The organism is Cellulosimicrobium sp. NPDC057862 (assembly GCF_042797035.1).
Classification (GTDB): domain Bacteria; phylum Actinomycetota; class Actinomycetes; order Actinomycetales; family Cellulomonadaceae; genus Cellulosimicrobium.
Genome location: NZ_JBHVMH010000004.1, coordinates 138,198 through 154,280, shown reverse-complemented (window position 1 = coordinate 154,280; position 16,083 = coordinate 138,198). Strand labels below are relative to the sequence as shown.

The 16,083-nt window shown below is 76.3% G+C and carries 10 protein-coding genes; 8 read left to right on the top strand and 2 right to left on the bottom strand.

Annotation, left to right across the window (positions count from 1 at the left end; genetic code table 11):
* Positions 1-49: 49 nt before the first annotated feature.
* The 3 genes from ACFVN3_RS07810 (at position 50) to ACFVN3_RS07800 (ending at position 6,616) form a co-directional block, all read left to right on the top strand.
* Positions 50-3,409, top strand: a complete 3,360-nt coding sequence (locus ACFVN3_RS07810; protein WP_378232202.1) for a hypothetical protein — start codon at positions 50-52, stop codon at positions 3,407-3,409.
* 9 nt (positions 3,410-3,418) lie between these two features.
* Positions 3,419-4,297 carry a TrmH family RNA methyltransferase gene (locus tag ACFVN3_RS07805; RefSeq protein WP_378232357.1) on the top strand — a complete coding sequence of 293 codons (879 nt, stop codon included), beginning with the start codon at positions 3,419-3,421 and terminating at the stop codon, positions 4,295-4,297.
* A gap of 102 nt (positions 4,298-4,399) precedes the next feature.
* Positions 4,400-6,616: a HelD family protein gene (locus ACFVN3_RS07800; RefSeq protein ID WP_378232201.1), complete on the top strand. Its 2,217-nt coding sequence runs from the start codon at positions 4,400-4,402 to the stop codon at positions 6,614-6,616.
* Positions 6,617-6,625: 9 nt separating this feature from the next.
* Here ACFVN3_RS07800 and ACFVN3_RS07795 read toward each other — a convergent pair whose 3' ends face one another.
* Positions 6,626-7,330 (bottom strand): alpha/beta fold hydrolase, encoded by a 705-nt coding sequence (locus ACFVN3_RS07795; protein WP_378232200.1) that lies wholly within the window; start codon positions 7,328-7,330, stop codon positions 6,626-6,628.
* A 211-nt stretch (positions 7,331-7,541) separates the two neighbouring features.
* Between ACFVN3_RS07795 and ACFVN3_RS07790 the strand changes: the two genes are divergently transcribed.
* The 5 genes from ACFVN3_RS07790 (at position 7,542) to helR (ending at position 15,413) form a co-directional block, all read left to right on the top strand.
* Positions 7,542-8,402, top strand: a complete 861-nt coding sequence (locus ACFVN3_RS07790; RefSeq protein WP_378232199.1) for an ABC transporter ATP-binding protein — start codon at positions 7,542-7,544, stop codon at positions 8,400-8,402.
* A gap of 128 nt (positions 8,403-8,530) precedes the next feature.
* The gene (locus tag ACFVN3_RS07785; protein ID WP_378232197.1) at positions 8,531-9,532 is read left to right on the top strand and encodes an ABC transporter substrate-binding protein; all 1,002 of its coding nucleotides are present in this window, start codon (positions 8,531-8,533) and stop codon (positions 9,530-9,532) included.
* Between the two features lie 82 nt (positions 9,533-9,614).
* Positions 9,615-11,819 (top strand): iron ABC transporter permease, encoded by a 2,205-nt coding sequence (locus ACFVN3_RS07780; RefSeq protein WP_378232196.1) that lies wholly within the window; start codon positions 9,615-9,617, stop codon positions 11,817-11,819.
* 80 nt (positions 11,820-11,899) lie between these two features.
* Complete coding sequence (locus tag ACFVN3_RS07775) at positions 11,900-12,892, top strand: siderophore-interacting protein (protein WP_378232195.1); 993 nt, start codon at positions 11,900-11,902, stop codon at positions 12,890-12,892.
* Between the two features lie 253 nt (positions 12,893-13,145).
* Entirely contained in the window at positions 13,146-15,413 is a 2,268-nt protein-coding gene (gene helR, locus ACFVN3_RS07770; protein ID WP_378232194.1) for an RNA polymerase recycling motor ATPase HelR, read from the top strand.
* A gap of 79 nt (positions 15,414-15,492) precedes the next feature.
* Here helR and ACFVN3_RS07765 read toward each other — a convergent pair whose 3' ends face one another.
* Positions 15,493-16,074 (bottom strand): YbaK/EbsC family protein, encoded by a 582-nt coding sequence (locus tag ACFVN3_RS07765; RefSeq protein WP_378232193.1) that lies wholly within the window; start codon positions 16,072-16,074, stop codon positions 15,493-15,495.
* Positions 16,075-16,083 lie beyond the last annotated feature (9 nt).

Sequence of the window (16,083 nt, the reverse complement as noted above, 5' to 3'; positions counted from 1 at the left end):
GGCAGCGCCGCGCGGCGAGCCGCGCGACGCCGACGTCGGAGGTGGAGCGATGACTCACGCGGGCGCGGCGGACCAGACCGTCCTCGAGCTGCGGATCCACGGCGTGGCGAACACGCCGCCGCACGGCATGCTCGACCTCCCGCCGGGCGAGGTCGAGCAGTGCGACGGCGACGGCCTCGGTAGCTTCTGGGTGCCGACTGCGGCGGCGGACGCCCGCGACCGCGCCCCGGGCACGCCCGCGGCCCCGGTCGACCCGGGCGACCTCCACGCGATCCGCGCGGACGTGCGTCGCGAGGCCTACTCCTGGGGCGCGATGGCACGGTTCGGCACGTTCCCCCTCGCCGGGGTCGTCGGTGCCGTCGCGCGCGGCCTGACCCGCGCGCTCTGGGCGCTGAACGTCCCGTTCGGTCTCGCGAACGTCGCGTACTGGGCACGGCGCGTCCCGGGCGCCGAGGACGGCGCGGTGCACGACCCGCCCGCCCGGTCGTCGGACGAGACCGTCCCGCACGCCCGGCCCGAGCCGACCGCCGCCGCGGTCCGCGTCTTCGGCCTCGCGCTCACGCTCCTGCTCACCGCCGCCGTGACGACCGTCGCGGTCGTCATGGTCGGAGCGCGGTGCATGCGTCCCGGCGCGGAGGGGACGGACACCGTCCAGGTCTGCGCGCGGGTGCCGTCGGTGCTGGACGGCCTGGCACGCATGGCGCCGGGCCACCGAGCCGCCGTGCTCTCGCTCGTCCCGGTCGCCGTCGTCGTCGGCCTGGTCCTCCTCGCGCGGGCCGGGCAGGTCCGGTTCGACGAGCGCGTGTCGATCGCGCGCGCGGGCCAGCGGGACGGAGGCTCGGTCACGGGGCCGCTGCTGTACCGGGCGGGGTTCTGGAGCCGTCGGGTCGCCGGGCCGGCCGCACTCCTCGCGCACCTGGCCGGCGCGGTCGCGCTCGTCGCCGTCCTCCTCGCCTGGACGAGCGACCGCACCGCCGCGGGCACTGCCGCGGTGGCGGCCGGCTCGCTCGTGCTCGGGCTGGCCGTCGTCGTCGTGGGCGCGCGCAACGACGACGACGGCATCCAGGTGACCCCGCCGCGGTGGAAGGGAGCGCTCGCGGTCGCGACCCTCGTCCTCGCCGTCGTCGCGTGGGGGCTCGCGGCGTGGGCGAGCACGCGGCGCACCGGCACCGAGCCCGCGGCGTACGTCGGTGTCGACGTCGCCCCGACGGTCCTGGGCGCCGTCCTCACCGGGATCGCCGCGTCTGCGCTCCTGTGGCGTCCGCGCGTCCCGGAGGTCGCGCGCCGGGTGCGGTGGCGCGTCGCCTTGTGGTCCGCGGTGCCCGTCGTCGTCACGGGCTGCCTCGGCACCGTGGCCGTCGCGCGACGAGCCACCCCGGAGGGCGCCGTCGCCACGTACGGCGAGGCGACGACCCGGGCGCTCGTGCTCGTGGCCGTGGGGGTGCTCGCGATCCCGCTCGTCGGCGCGCTCGGCCGGGCGGCGAGGCCGGTGCGGTCGCAGGGCGCGGACCGCTGGGTGGGGTGGCACGGGACGGGTCCCGGGGTCCTCCTGCTCGTGGCGACCGCGACCGCGGCGGTCCTGACGAGCCTGCTCGTCCTCGGCGTCCAAGTCTACCTCACCGGTGGACGCGCCGCGCGGCCCGACCCCGAGGGTGCGCTGCTCGTCGACATCGTCCGGACCGTACCCGGGTACGAGGAGCTGCCGGTCCCCTCCGCGTACACCGAGTTCGGCATCGGTGCGGTCGTGCTCGGCGCGACCGCGGTCGTCGGGCTCCTCGTCCTCGCCGTGCCCGCGCTGCACGACCTGGTCCGGTCCTCGACGCGCTGGCTGCCGCGGGCCGTCGGCACGACGTCCGACGCCCAGGGCCCGACCGGCTGGGCCGCCGCGATCCTCGCGGGCGAGGAGCGGACGAGGACCGCCGGGACCGAGCAGAGCGTGGCGGACATGCCGCTCGCGGCGCGCCGTGCCGTGCGGACCCGCCAGGTCGCCGCCGTCACGCACCGCGCCGAGATCGCCGTCGGGGTGCTCGCGCTCTCCTCGTGGACGACGCTCGTCGTGACCGTCCTGCTCGGGCGCCCCGGCGAGTCGGTCGCGGGCGTGTGGGTGCTCGGCGGGACGTGGCTCACCGACCTCTCCGTCCCGCTCGTCGGGGCGCTCGCGGCCGCGCTCGTCGCGAGCTTCGTCGCCGCAGGGTCCGACGGGTTCGCCCGACCCTGGGGGCTGCTCTGGGACCTCATGTGCTTCCTCCCGCGCAGCGCGCACCCGTTCGGTCCGCCCTGCTACGCCGAGCGGACCGTCCCCGAGGTCGCCGCCCGGGTCGAGTCGTGGCTCGCCGCCGCGGACCTCCCGGCGGCCGAGCGGCCGGCAGCAATAGGGGACCGTCGCGTCGTGCTCTCCGCGCACTCGCTGGGTGCCGTCATCGCGACCGCGGTCGTGCTCGGCCGCGCGGGCAACCCCGTGCGGGCCGCCGGCGACGGCGCGCCCCTGCCCCGGACCGACGGCGACCAGCGCCTCGGCGTCGTCACCTACGGCGTCCAGCTGCGCGCGTACTTCGGACGGTTCTTCCCCTCGCTGCTGGGACCGCACGTGCTCGGCACACCGCCCTGCGGTGCGCCCCGGTGGCGGGGCGACCCGTGGGTCCGGCAGACCACGAACGCGCGCTCGCTGCTGCGGGCCGCGGTGCTCGAGCACGCGCGCCGGGAGCGGCGGGGGTCGGCCGCGGCGCGCGAGGTCGCCGCGCACGAGGCGCAGCGGACGCGGGTCCGGGAGGCTCGTGCCGCGTGGCGGGCCGCCATGACGGTGGCCGACGGCGTGCACGGGGACGACGCGCTGCTCGCGGTGCGGCGCGACGAGGTCGCCGCCGCGCAGGAGACGCTGGACGACGAGCGCCGGACCCTCGACCGGTTCGAGAGCGCGATCGGCGACCCCGCAGAGGGCGAGCGCCGGCAGGCTGCCGCCCGCGCGGCCGAGGCGGCGTACCAGGGCGTGCGAGGGACGCGCCCCACGGACGCGTCGCTGACGGACCTCCGGCGCGCGGCCGACGCCGCCTGGTCCGACGCCTCGCGCGGCCCGGGCAGCGCTCGCCTCGACCCCGCCACACCCACGCTCGTCCGCCTCCTGCGCGGCACGGACGACGCTCCAGCCTGGGTCAACCTCTGGCGTCGCACGGACTACCTCGGCTTCCCCGTGGTGTCGTACACCGCGAACGCGGTCGACCGCGGCGCGGACGAGGTCGACCGCGGTGCCTACCTGTTCACGGTCGCGACGCACAGCACGTACTTCCGTGCCTGGGCCTACCACGAGGCGCTCGACACGGTGCTGGACCGGCTCGGCGCACCGGTCCCGGGCCACAGACGCGGCGGGTGGCACTGGACCAGCGCGCCGCGGGAGCCCGTCGCGGTCGGGTGATCGGGGACAATAGGGGCCGTGAGTCCCGAGAGCCTGCACGTCGTGCACGTCACCGACCCCGCCGACGACCGCCTCGCGGACTACAACCGCCTGACCGACGTCGCGCTGCGGTCCAAGCACGAGCCGGAGAAGGGTCTCTACATCGCGGAGAGCTCGACGGTCATCCGGCGCGCGCTCGCCGCCGGGCACCGGCCGCGGTCCTTCCTCATGGCGGAGCGCTGGCTCGACGACCTCGCGGAGGACATCGCCGCCCTGCCGGTCGACGACGCCCCCGGCGGCACGGGCGGGCCCGTCCCGGTGTACGTCGGCGCGCCCGACGTGCTCGAGGCGATCACCGGGTTCCACCTCCACCGCGGGGCGCTCGGGGCGATGCACCGCCCGCCCCTCGCGAGCGTGCATGACCTGCTCGGTGGCGCCCGCGGCGGCATCGGGGCGCGGCGCGTCGCCGTGCTGGAGGACATCGTGGACCACACCAACGTGGGCGCGATCTTCCGTTCGGCTGCCGCGCTCGGGGTGGACGCCGTGCTCGTCTCGCCACGCTGCGCCGACCCGCTCTACCGGCGCTCGGTGCGGGTGAGCATGGGCACGGTGTTCCAGGTGCCGTGGACGCGGTTCGAGACCTGGCCGGGAGGGCTGGACGTGCTGCGCGACGAGGGCTTCGTCGTCGCCGCGCTCGCGCTCGCCGACGACGCGGTGAGCCTCGACGACGTCGTGGCCGACCCGCCCGAGCGGCTCGCGCTCGTGCTCGGCACCGAGGGCGACGGACTCTCGCGCGGCGCGATCGAGGCGGCGGACCGAGTCGTGACGATCCCCATGGCCGGGGGAGTGGACTCGCTCAACGTCGCCGCGGCGTCGGCGGTGGCGTTCTGGGCGACGCGCGTGCCCTGACCGCGGCGCGCACTGTCCCGGAGACGACGTCCGGCCTCCGGGAACAATCGGGCGAGACGGTGCGTTGGGCCCGTGTCCGTACGTCGTACGAGAAGAGGTTCCGTGCCGGTCCAGCCGTCCCCGTCCCTGTCTGACACCGCTCCGTCCCACGCCGCTCCGTCCCACGCCGCGACGCTCGCGGTCGCCGAGGAGCAGCAGCATCTCGACGCCGCTCTCGGGCGTCGCACCCAGCTCCTCGCCGAGCTGGACGCCCGGCTCGCCGTCCCTGCTGACCTTGACCTGCCCGGCGCGGAGGACGTCGTCGAGCGCTCGCGGCGCGCGGGGCTGCGCCGTCGGCGCACCGAGCTGGAGCGGGCGGAGAGCGGGCTCGTCTTCGGCCGCGTCGACACCGTCGACGGGGTCATGCGCCACGTCGGGCGCGTCGGCATCGCCGCGTCCGAGGACGACGCCGACCCGCTCGTGCTCGACTGGCGTGCCCCGGGCGCCCGCACCTTCTACACCGCGACCGCGCGGGAGCCCCAGGGCCTCGCGCGGCGCCGGCACGTGCGGACCGCGGGAGACCGCGTCACCGGCGTGGACGACGAGCCGCTCGGCGGCTCGGCGAACGTGGCGGACGGCGAGGGCGGCCTCGTCGGCGAGGGCGCGCTGCTGGCCGCCCTGTCCGAGCGGCGCACGGGCCGCATGGGCACCGCGGTCGCGACGCTCCAGGTCGAGCAGGACGCGATCGTGCGTGCCCCCGCCGAGCAGACGCTCGTCGTGCAGGGCGGCCCGGGGACGGGCAAGACGGTCGTCGCGCTGCACCGCGTCGCGTACCTGCTGTTCACGCATCCGCACCTCGCAGAGCGGGGCGTGCTCCTGCTCGGCCCGTCGTCGCGGTTCCTCGAGTACGTCGCCCAGGTGCTGCCCGCGCTCGGCGAGACGGCGGTCGTGTCGGCCACGTGCGACACGCTCGTCCCGGGCGTCGCGCCCGAGCGTGGCGAGGACCGGGAAGCGGCCGAGCTCAAGGGCCGCGCGCTGTGGCAGGACGTCGTCGCCCGGTACGCCGACTCCCGGGTCCCGGACGCACAGGCGCTGACCGTGCGCCTCGACGGCGAGCCGCTGACGCTCGACGCGGCCCGCGTCGCCCAGGTCCTCCGGGCCGCCCGCGCGGGCGGCCGCAGCGTGCTGGCCGCGCGCCGCCGGGCCGTGGACCTGCTGCTCGACGCGCTCGTCGACGAGGCGGCGGCGCGGCACGCGGAGCTGCTCGAACGCGTCGAGGAGGGGTTCGAGGACGTGCTCGGGAAGCTCGACGCCGGGCTCGTCGCGCGCGACGACCGCGCCCCGACGACCGGTGCGCGCGGCGGTGACGTCGACGGCGAGCTCACGGACGACGACCTCGACCGGCTCCGCGGCGACCTCGCACGCGACGTCGGGTTCACGGCGGTCCTCGACGCGTGGTGGCCCGTCGTCGACGCCCGCACGGCGCTCGCGGACCTGCTGGGCGACGCCGCGCTGCTCGCGCGGCACGCGCCGCAGCTCACGTCCGCGGAGGTCCGCCGGGTCACGGGCGAGCCCGCGGGCCTCGCGCCGAGCGACGTCCCGCTCCTCGACGCGCTCGCCGACGCGCTAGGCACCCCGGGCGCCCCCGGCGAGCAGGGCGAGTTCCTCGCGCAGCGCGCGGCGACCGGCCGCGACTGGGTCTACGGGCACGTCGTGGTCGACGAGGCGCAGGAGCTCTCGCCCATGCAGTGGCACATGGTGCTGCGCCGTTGCCCGACGCGTTCGGTGACCGCCGTCGGGGACGTCGACCAGACCGAGGCGCCGCACCGGCACACGGACTGGGCGGACGTCGTCGGCCCGGTCTTCGGGGAGCGCTGGCACCGCGCCGACCTATCGATCTGCTACCGCACGCCGCGCGAGGTCATGGAGCTCGTCGGGCCGGTGCTGCGCGCGGCGGGCAGCCGCAACGCCCCGCCCCGTGCGGTGCGCGACGCGGGGGTCGCGCCGCGCGACGTCGTCGTGCCCGACGGTGCCTCGGACGCGACCCTGGGCGCGGCGGTCGCGGTCGAGGTCGCACGCCTCGCGGACCGGTACGACGGTGGTTCCGTCGGGGTCGTGGCGCCGCGCGGACGGATCGTGCACCTGGGGGCCGCCGTGGGCGGCGTCCCCGTCCTCAGCACGTCCGAGGCGAAGGGGCTCGAGTGGGACGCGGTCGTCGTCGTCGACCCCGACGGCATCGCGGCGGAGCCGCGCGGCTGGAACGGGCTGTACGTCGCGATGACGCGCTGCACGCAGGAGCTCGCGCGGATCGTCGTCGGCGCGCCGTCCGGGCTCGGCTGACGCTCTCGCTCAGCCGCGGGAGGGCGACCGGGCGAACCGGTCGACCTCCCGCGCGACGACCTCGACGAGCGTCGGGTCGCCGAGGGGCAGGAAGTGCCCCGCGAGAGGCAGCTCGACGTTCCGTCCGCCCTCGATCCGGCCCGTCTCGGGGATGTGCGGGTCGAAGCGCGGGTACACGGCCGTGATGCGCGCGTCCACGCCGCGCTCCGCGGCGAGCGCGAGCAGCGCCGCGTCCCGGGGCGAGAACGCGCGCAGCGTGCGGCCGACGAGGTAGCGGGCGTACCGCGACCCGCTGAAGGGGGTCGCGACCGCGACCATCCCGGCGACCCGCGGGCCGGCGGGGGAGAGCATGACGCTCTTGCCGACGAGACCGCCCTTGCTGTGGGCGACGAGGACGACGTCGCGCAGGTCCGCCTCCTCGAGGAAGCGCGCGGCGAGCCGCGCGCCCTCGACGAAGGGGCGCCGGTTGTACCCGAGGCCGGGCACCGCGAGGACGCGGTACCCGGCCGCCGCGAGAGCCTCGGCGACGGGTGCGAGCAGGTGCCACGTCTCGAGCACCCCGGGGAGCAGGACGGCGGTCCCGCGCACGCCCGTCCCGGTCGGGACGGGGCGGCGTGGGTGCCGGGCCGCCACGACCTGACGCGCGGCGACGTACGCGTAGTCCACCGCGCGCTCGCGCAGGCGGAGCCTGCCGACGGGCTTCCGGTCGGTCATGACCGGCCTCTCGTCGCGGGGCGGGAGTCCGGGCGCGGGGCTCGACCGAGGGGCGGGGCCATCGCCCCAGCATGGCGCGCCAGGCGGGACGGTGCGAGGGCGCCCGCCGAACCGTCGTCCCCGAGCTGTGGGTCGTCGGCGCCCGGTGAACCCCGTCACATGACGGCCGGGGGCTGGTTCCGACCGGGCGGCATAGATTAGCCTCACCTATGTGAGTGGAACCTCAGTTGTCCCGAGCGCGATCGGGGCGTCCGGTACCCCGGCGCTCGCCGGGCACGACCTGCGGCTGTCCTACGACGCGCGCACCGTGGTGCACGGCGCCGCGCTCGAGCTCGCACCGGGGGCGGTCACGGCCCTGATCGGCCCCAACGGCTCGGGCAAGTCGACGCTCCTGCGCTCGCTCGCTCGCCTGCACCGTCCCGACGCCGGGACCGTCGCGCTCGACGACGCGCCCGACGCGCTCGCGCTGCACCCCAAGGACTTCGCGCGGCGGGTGACGCTCCTGTCGCAGAGCCGACCCACGCCGTCGGGCGTGAGCGTGCGCGACGTCGTCGCCTACGGGCGCCACCCCTACCGCGGCCGGTTCCGCGCCAACGACCCCGACGGCCCGCGCGCGATCGCGCACGCCATGGACGTCACGGGCATCACGACGATGGCCGACCGCGGCGTCGACGAGCTCTCCGGCGGCGAGCTCCAGCGCGTGTGGCTCGCGACGTGCCTCGCGCAGGACACGCAGGTGCTCCTGCTCGACGAGCCGACGACGTACCTCGACCTGCGCTATCAGGTCGAGCTGCTCGACCTCGTGCGCGACCTCGCGACGGAGCACGGCGTGGCCGTCGGCGTCGTGCTGCACGACCTCAACCAGGCGGCCGCCGTCGCCGACCAGGTCGTCCTGCTCCACTCGGGCGTCGTGCGCGCCACGGGCCCGGCCGACGCCGTGCTGACGTCGGAGCTCCTCACCGAGGTCTACGGCATCCACGTCGACGTCTACACGCACCCCCTCACGGGGCGCACGTGCTGCGAGCCGCTCGGGCGGCACGCCGCGCGGCTCGACGCCGCCGTCCTCGTCTGACCTCGTACCACCCCCGACGTACCACCCCACGACGTACCCGCACAGACCCACCGCCCGGCCCCGACGCGCGCCCCACCGGCCCGCCCGACGGAGCACGGCCGGGCACCGACCGAACCCGAAGGACACCCATGCGCTCGACCACCCGTTCCCTCGCCGCGGGCGCCCTCGCGCTCGCCACGGCGCTCGCGCTCACCGCGTGCGGCACGACCGAGGACCCCGCGGCCGCCGACAACGACGCCGACGCGACGACGGACGCCGCGTCCGGCCCCGTCACCGTCACCGACGAGCGCGGCGAGGTCACGCTCGACGCCCCGGCCACCGACATCGTCTCGCTCGAGTGGGGCCTCACGGAGAACCTCGTCGCGCTCGGCGTCGAGCCCGTCGGCCAGGCCGACGTCGAGGGCTACAACACGTGGGACACGGTGGCGCCGATCGACGCGAGCACGCCCGACGTCGGCACGCGCGGCGAGCCCAGCCTCGACGCGATCTCCGCGCTCGAGCCCGACCTCGTCGTCACGACGACGGACCTGCCGGAGAACGTCATCGCGCAGATCGAGGAGGTCGCGCCCGTGCTCGCGCTGCGCGGCTCCGACGGCGAGGACCCGATCGGCTACATGCGCTCCACGGTCGAGACGCTCGGCACCGTGACCGGCCGCGAGGACGAGGCCGCCGCCGCGCTCGAGACCTACGACGCGAAGATCGCCGAGGCCACCGCGGCGCTCGACGAGGCCGGGCTCGCCGGTGCCGACTTCACGATGGCGGACGGCTGGGTCACCAACGGCGCCGTCTCGATCCGCATGTACACGCCGGGCTCGTTCTTCGGCGCGATCGGCGAGGAGATCGGCCTCGTCAACGCCTGGACCGAGGGCGGCGACCCCGACTACGGGCTCGCGCAGACCGACGTCGAGGGCCTGACCCAGCTCGGCGACGTGCAGTTCCTCTACGTCGCGAGCGAGTCGGAGGCGAACCCGTTCACGGACGGCCTCGCCGGCAACGCCGTGTGGGAGCAGCTCCCGTTCGTCACGGCCGGGAACGTGCACCGTCTGCCCGACGGCATCTGGATGTTCGGCGGCCCGCTGTCCGCGGCGGCCTACGCCGACGCGGTCGTCGACGCGCTGACGGCTGCCTGAGACCGGTCCGCACCACCACCGGGCGCGGTCGCGCCCGGGCGACGAGAAGGCTGACGAGAACCACTGTGCTGACGAGGACACCGTGACGCGGCGCGAGCAGCGCACGACGGCGGAGCCGGACACCCTCCTCCTGGAGGACCCGGCTCCGGCCGTCGTCCCGGCGCCGGGCGCGACCGGTGACGGGGGTGCGGGGGACGGCGCGCCCACCGACCCGACGGCGGCCGCGCCGCGCGTGCGGACGTCGCCCCTCGGGATCGCGGGGGTGTTCGTCGTCGCGGTCGTGGTCGCCGCGGTGCTCGCCGCCGTGCACCTCACGCAGGGCACGGCCGACGTCGGGCCTCTCGACCTCCTGCGCCTGGCCACGGGCGGCGACGGCGTCGACCAGACGGTCGCCGTCCTCGTCGCCTCGCGCGTGCCGCGGCTCCTCGCGGGACTGCTGCTGGGCGTCGCGCTCGGCGTCGCCGGCGCGGTGCTCCAGTCGGTCGCGCGCAACCCGCTCGCGTCGCCCGACACGCTCGCGGTGAACGCGGGCGCCTACCTCACGGTCGTGGTGGTGGCGGCGTTCGGGATCTCGATCCCGTTCTACCTCCAGGGCGGGCTGGCCTTCCTCGGCGGGCTGGCCGCGGCCGGCCTCGTGCTCGTCCTCGCGCGCGGCGGCGCCGACGGCCCGACCCGGCTCGTGCTCGCCGGGTCGGCGATCATGCTCGCGCTGCACTCGCTGACCATGGTCCTCCTCGTGCTGTTCGAGCAGGAGACGATGGGCCTCTTCGCGTGGGGGAGCGGGTCCATCGTCCAGTCCGGCACGCGCACGGTCTCGATGGCGACGCCCGTCGTCGTGGTCGGCGTCCTCGCCGCGCTCCTCCTCTCGCGCCGACTCGACCTCCTCGGTCTCGGGGACGACGCCGCGACCGTCCTCGGCGTCGACGTGCGCCGCACGCGCGTCCTGTCCGTCCTCGTCGCGGTGCTCCTCGCGTCGATCGCGGTGACCGTCGCGGGGCCGGTCGGGTTCGTCGGCCTCGCCGCACCGGTCGTGGCGCGGCTCGTCGCGCGCCGGGTGCCGGGGCTCGGCCGGCACGTGCTGCTCCTGCCGTTCGCGGCGATCGTCGGCGTGATCGTGGTCCTGGGTGCCGACGTCCTGCTCCGCCTCCTGCTGCCGGGCATGCTGTCCATCGCCGTACCGACCGGCATCGTCACGACCGTCCTCGGCGCGATCCTGCTCATCTGGCTCGCGCGGCGCCTGCGCGACTCCGGGCCGGCGTCGTCGCGCGGCGCGCACGGCGCGCTCAGCCGCCCGCGCTCGCGGCGGGCCGTGCTCGTGGTCGTCGTCGTCCTGTCGCTCGCGGTCGCCGCGGCCACCGTCGCGGGCCTGCTGCTCGGCGACCGGGTCGTGCTGCTCGGGGACGTGGCGAACTGGTGGAACGGCCTCGCCGGGCGCCACGTGACGTTCGTCCTCGACCAGCGCTTCCCGCGTGTGCTCGCCGCCCTCCTCGCCGGCGCCGCGCTCGCGCTCGCGGGCACGATCGTGCAGGCCGTGTGCCGCAACCCGCTCGCCGAGCCGAGCCTGCTCGGCGTGACGTCGGGTGCCGGTCTCGGTGCCGTGACGATGATCCTGCTCGTCCCGGGCGTCGGGATCTGGCCCATGTCCGCCGCTGCGGCGATCGGGGCGTTCGCGGTGTTCGGGCTCGTCTACGGGCTCTCCTACCGCGGCGGGCTCAGCTCGGACCGGCTGGTGCTCATCGGCATCGGCGCCCAGGCCGGGGTGATGGCGCTCATCACGCTGCTCGTGGTCGTCGTCGCGCCGTGGGACGTGAACCTCGCGCTCACGTGGCTCTCCGGCTCGACCTACGGGCGCACGCTCGAGCAGCTGATCCCGGTCGCGCTCGCGCTGCTCGTGCTCACGCCCCTCACCGCCGTCTACCGTCGCGACCTCGACGTGCTGGCGCTCGACGACGACACCCCGCGCGTCCTCGGCGTCGCGCTCGACCGCACGCGCCTGCTCCTGCTCGCGGCCGCCGCGCTGCTCACGGCCGCCGCCGTGTGCGCCATCGGGGCGCTCGCGTTCGTGGGCCTCGTCGCGCCGCACGCCGCGCGGGCGCTGGTCGGCGCGCGGCACGGTCGCGTCGTCCCGGTCGCGATGCTGCTCGGGGCGCTCCTGGTGTCCGTCGCCGACACGCTCGGCCGCGTCGTCATCGCCCCCGAGCAGATCCCCGCGGGTCTCGGCACGGCCCTCCTCGGCGCGCCGTACTTCGTCTACCTGCTGTGGCGCAGCCGCGGCCGGGGGGCGTGACGCGTCTCACGGTGCCTGGGCCGGGTCCGCGTCCCGGACGGGTTGACCCCGCCGAGGGGGCGTAGGTTAGCCTCACCTGTGTGAGCCAGACCGTCGCCGCACCCCGCACCCGCGCTCGTCGTCCCGTCGCCCGGGCGACCGCGCCGTGGCGCTTCTTCGACGTCCAGGTCGCGCGGGTCGAGCAGCTCTCGCCCAGCTTCCGCCGGTTCACGTTCACCGGCCCGGAGCTCGACCTCTTCGGCGACCCCGGCCTCGACGTGCGGATCAAGTTCGTCCTGCCCGCGCCCGACGGCGGCTACGAGCACCTCGTGCGGGACGCCGAGTCCTGGTACGCCGCGTGGCGCGACCAGCCCGAGGAGCGGCGCAACCCGCTGCGCACGTACACGACCGTCGCGGTGCGTCCCGAGGCGCGCGAGGTCGACGTCGACGTCGTCCTGCACGGCGACGCCGGCCCCGCCTCGCGCTGGGCGCTGTCCGCCGAGGTCGGCACGCCGCTCGTCCTGCTCGGCCCGGACGCGACGTTCGACGGCCCGGTCGGTGGCATCGAGTTCCGGCCGCCGACGCGCCCGCACGCGCTCCTGCTCGCGGGCGACGAGACCGCGCTGCCCGCGATCGCCGCGATCTGCGAGGACCTGCCCGCGGACGCGTGGGGCGAGGTCTACGTCGAGGTGCCGCACGTCGGCGACGCGCGCGACCTCGTCACGCCCCCCGGCGTCCGCGTGACGTTCCTGGCCCGCGACGACGTCCCCGGCGGGGTGCACGACGCCCACGGCGCGCGCCTGGTGCCCGCCGTCAAGGAGGCGGCCGAGCGCATCCTCGGCGCGGGTGTCCTCGGGACGGACCCGCCGGCCCAGTGCCGCACCGCCGAGGACCTCGAGGACGTCGACGTCGACGCCTCGATCCTCTGGGAGGTCCCGGGGCTGCTCGAGGAGGACACCGTCCTCTACGCGTGGCTCGCGGGCGAGGCGAGCGTGATCAAGACGCTGCGCCGCCACCTCGTCGCCGACCTCGGCGTCGACCGCCGCGCCGTCGCGTTCATGGGCTACTGGCGCGAGGGCCGCGCCGAGAGCTGACACGCCCTCACGAGATCAGAGAAGTGGCCCCTCACCGAGCGCGGTGAGGGGCCACTTCTCGCATCTCGGCGCGCGGTCGCCGGTCCGACCCTGGTCTGGACGGGAACGGGAAAGGGAGGCCGACCGGCCTCCCTTTCCAAGATATAGCGCACGGGGGGCCTTGCGGCAAGGCCCCCCGGGGGGCGCAGAATCTCCGTTCGTGCGTGGGCCGTCGTCGGTCCGCGCCATCCTGATCGACCTCGGACCGGAGCTGATGACGTTGCCCGACGCCCCTGTGACCGCTGACCGCACGACCGACCCGACCGCACGTCCGACCCCGGGCGCCGCCCACACTTTCGATCTTCCCGAGCGGCTCGCCGCGAAGGCCGATCCCGCCCTCGTCGCAGCCGACGAGCGGCACTTCGCCGCGATCGCGGCGAGTCTCGAGCACTCCGTCGCGGACCTCTCGCAGCGCCTTGATGCGGCGCGCCTCGCACCCGGCGGGAGCGGGACCGAGGCGCTCGAGCGCGACCAGGAGATCCACCGCCTCAGCGGTCGCCTGCGGCTGCTCCAGCGCTACGGCGTCGACCTGTGCCTGGGCCGCATGACGTTCGCCGACGGCTCCGCCCCGGTCTACGTCGGGCGCGTGGGCCTCACGGACCCGGCGGGGGAGCGGCTGCTCGTGGACTGGCGCTCGCCCGCGGCCGAGCCGTACTTCGCCGCGACGCCCGCGCACCCGCTCGGCCTCGCGGCGCGGCGCCGCTACCGGTGGACGCGCGGTCGCGTCACGGACTACTGGGACGAGGAGCTCGTGCCCGACGGCGCGGGGTCGGGCGCGGCGCTCGACGACCAGTCCGCGTTCGTCGCGAGCCTCGGCGCGAGCCGGTCGCCGCGCATGCGGGACGTGCTCGGCACGATCCAGGCCGACCAGGACGCGATCGTGCGCGCGGGCTCGCGGGGCGCGCTCGTCGTCGACGGCGGCCCGGGCACGGGCAAGACCGTCGTGGCGCTGCACCGCGCCGCCTACCTGCTCTACGCCGATCCCCAGGTGGGCGGCGGGCACGGAGGCGTCCTCGTCGTCGGGCCGAGCCGCCCCTACCTCGCGTACGTGGCGGACGTGCTGCCAGGCCTCGGCGAGGAGGGCGTGCAGACGTGCACGCTGCGGGACCTCGTGCCCGAGGGCGCGGCGGCGCGCCCCGAGACCGACCCCGAGGTGGCGCGCCTCAAGGCGTCCGCCGAGCTGGTCGCCGCGATCGAGCCGGCCGTGCGCTTCTCGGAGCGCCCGCCCGCGGAGGGGATGGAGGTCGAGACGCCGTGGGCAGACGTCTGGCTCTCGACGGCCGACTGGGCCGAGGCGTTCGAGTCCGTGGACCCCGGCACCCCGCACAACGAGGCGCGCGACGACGTCTGGGCCGCTCTGGTCGAGATCCTCGTGGACAAGACGGTGGGCGAGGGAGCCTCGGAGGACGCCGGGGACCTGTCGGCCGACGACGTGCGCCGCGCCCTGCGCGGCCACCGTGCGCTCGGCGCCGCGTTCGACCGCGCGTGGCCGCTCGTCGAGGCGACGGACCTCGTGGCCGACCTGTGGTCCGTGCCCGCCTACCTGCGCCTGTGCGCGCCGTCGCTCACGCCCGAGCAGGTGCGCGCGCTCCAGCGTGCGGACGCGCAGACGTGGACGACGGCGGACCTGCCGCTGCTCGACGCTGCCCGGCAGCGCCTGGGCGACCCGGAGGCGTCGCGCCGCCGTCGCCGCAACGCGGCCGCGGCCGCGGCCGAGCGCGCCCGCATGGACGACGTCGTCGACCACCTCGTCGCGTCCGACGACAGCGAGCTCATGGTCATGACGATGCTCAAGGGGCAGGACCTGCGCGACGCGCTCGTCGACGAGGGGGCGATGGTCACGGCCACGCCCGACCGGCTCGCCGGTCCTTTCGCGCACGTCGTCGTCGACGAGGCGCAGGAGCTCACCGACGCGGAGTGGCAGATGGTCCTGAGCCGCTGCCCGTCGCGCAGCGTCACGGTCGTCGGGGACCGCGCGCAGGCCCGTCACGGGTTCGCGGAGGGGTGGAGCGAGCGGCTCGGGCGCGTCGGGTTCGACCGGGTCGCGGAGGCGTCGCTGAGCGTCAACTACCGCACGCCGCAGGAGGTCATGGCGGCGGCGGAGCCCGTCATCCGGGCCGCGCTCCCGGACGCCAACGTCCCGACGTCGGTGCGCAGCACGGGCGTGCCGGTCGCCTACGGCTCGGTCGCGGACCTCGACGGGGTGCTCGACGGCTGGCTCGCCGAGCACGCCGAGGGCACGGCCTGCGTGATCGGCGGCGCGGGGACCGTCGCGGCGTCGGCCGAGTCGATCTCGGCGCGGCTCGACGAGGACGGGGCGTCGCGCGTGCGGGTGCTCACGCCCGAGACGGCGAAGGGCCTCGAGTTCGACCTCGTCGTGCTCGTGGACCCGCAGGCGTTCGGCGACGGCGTCGAGGGCGCCGTGGACCGCTACGTCGCGATGACGCGCGCGACGCAGCGGCTCGTCGTCCTCGAACGCTGACGATCTCCCGCCGAGCACGATGTGGAGGTCGTCAAGAAGCCTGTGGCGACCTTCATGTCGTGCTCGGCGGAGGGGGCGGTCAGGCGACCGGGACCGCCAGGTCCTCGACGACCTCGACGCCCGGCAGACGCCCGAGGAGGTCGCCGGGCAGCAGGAGCTTCGAGGCGCGCACGCCGCTGCCGATGAGCGCGAGCTCGCCGTCCGTCACGACGCGCGAGTCGACGAGCACGCGCCACCCCGCCGGCAGCCCGACGGGCGTGATGCCGCCGTACTCCATGCCGGACTCGGCCGTCGCGCGCTCGGTCGGCAGGAACGACGCCTTGCGCACGTCGAGGAGCTTGCGGACGCGCGTGTTGACGTCGGCGCGCGTGTGCGCGCGCACGACCGCGGCGGCGATCCGCTCGTCGCCCGCCCGGGCGCCGCCCACGACGACGCAGTTCGCCGACGCCTCGACGGGCAGGTCGAACGCGGCGTTGAGCGTCGCGGTGTCCGCGAGGTCGGGGTCGATCTCCGTCACGGCGACGAGCGCCGCGACGTCCGGGTCGACCTCGGCCCAGCGGCGCAGCGCGTCGGCGGTGGCAGGGGCGACGAGGTCGAGGTGGTCGAGGGCCGGCTCCCAGGTGAGCGAGCCGAGCGTGGGCAGGGTCGTGCGGGCGTCCATGGCGTCAGC

Coding starts and splice junctions, on each gene's coding strand:
- ACFVN3_RS07810 (WP_378232202.1), top strand. CDS start 50: ATGACTCACGCGGGCGCGGCGGACCAGACCGTCCTCGAGCTGCGGATC.
- ACFVN3_RS07795 (WP_378232200.1), bottom strand. CDS start 7,330: ATGACCGACCGGAAGCCCGTCGGCAGGCTCCGCCTGCGCGAGCGCGCG.
- ACFVN3_RS07765 (WP_378232193.1), bottom strand. CDS start 16,074: ATGGACGCCCGCACGACCCTGCCCACGCTCGGCTCGCTCACCTGGGAG.
- helR (WP_378232194.1), top strand. CDS start 13,146: ATGACGTTGCCCGACGCCCCTGTGACCGCTGACCGCACGACCGACCCG.
- ACFVN3_RS07785 (WP_378232197.1), top strand. CDS start 8,531: ATGCGCTCGACCACCCGTTCCCTCGCCGCGGGCGCCCTCGCGCTCGCC.